Annotated in this window: 1 protein-coding gene; it reads right to left on the bottom strand. The window is 73.0% G+C overall.

The window, feature by feature from the left end:
- Positions 1-1163 (bottom strand): DUF222 domain-containing protein (locus tag E3O48_RS14280; RefSeq protein ID WP_134539789.1); only part of this gene is annotated, 1163 nt, incomplete at its 3' end.
- Positions 1164-1203 lie beyond the last annotated feature (40 nt).

The following is a 1203-nucleotide window of genomic DNA, read 5'->3' as shown; positions in this document are numbered from 1 at the left end:
TTCACGGTGGTGAGGTTGATCGGGGCGGGGACTCCGTCGATCCAGCCGACGCCGGTGCCGGCCTGCAGGTCGGCGGCGTTCACGTGCACAAGCACGGTCGGGGCGGCCCCGCCCAGGGTGGGGGTGCCCGGGTCGCGGGAGGCCCGGTCGAGCACGGCGCGGAGGATGTCGGCGCGTTTCTCACCCCCGGTGCGATCATCGCCGGCGCCGTCAAACGATACGGCCGCGGTGTCTGCGGTGTCGGCTCCGGGGATCAGGGCGCCGGCGTCGATTCGGGCCTGTTCCTCCTGGGTGGGGAACGCGGGCGCGGCCCGGGCGGAGAGGTAGCTGTCGAAGAGTACGTTCATGATGCCGCGGAGCTCGGGGGTGACGCCGCCGCGGAGCGGGTAGAGGCCGTCTTTGAGCAGGCCGAAGCCGAGGGTGCTGCGGCCCTCGAGCACGGGCTCGGTCGGGGCTGTCCCGTCGGGATCGAGCCGGGCCTGCCACTGCAGCATGATCCCGCGGAGGATGTCGGCGCTAAACGCGAGGCCTTCGCCGGGCAAGCCCCGGGTCTCGTTGGTCACCGCCCCGGTCGCGCACGCCACCAGGGCCCGCTCGGCGGTGTGCAGGTCGTCGGGGGCGACCCGGGCGCTGATCTGCTCCAGCCCGGTCACGATCACCTCCGCCGCTTCCAGCCCGAGCTCACCCTGGGTCAGCGCGGCGGCCACCGCCGGGTAGAACGGCGGCACGGTGCCCCCGACCCCGGTGCGGGCGGTGACGAATCCGCCCAGCCGGGACCGGCGTTTGGCCTCCCGCACCGAGATCCGGGTCGCCCGCACGACCACCTCCAGGCCGTCCCGGCAGCCCAGCGCGGCCGGCAACGCCGGCTGGGAACGCCCCGGCGCGATTCGCACCGCCCGGCTGCCGACCTCGGCCGCGGCGGCCACCCGGGCCGCATCAATGCTCCGGCCCAGCCCCTCCACCACGGTGAGCACCGCCACCGTGTCCAGATCACTCAACCCCGCCAACGGCACCGCCGCCAACGCGCCCGCCACTGTCGCCTGCAGGGCAGCCAGTTCCCGCAGTGGCGACAGCCCCGCCGTACCCGCACTGCTGGCATCCGCACAGCCGGCATCCGCCTCGGTGAAGGCGGTGGTGGCACTGGGATCAGGGGTTCCTGCCATGACCCCAGAATACCATAATTCGAACAAAGATACGAGTATT

Origin of the sequence: Cryobacterium sp. HLT2-28, assembly GCF_004402495.1 — a bacterium.
Lineage (GTDB): Bacteria > Actinomycetota > Actinomycetes > Actinomycetales > Microbacteriaceae > Cryobacterium > Cryobacterium mannosilyticum.
The sequence above is the reverse complement of the archived record's forward strand: the minus strand, read 5'-3'. Positions and strand labels throughout refer to the sequence as shown.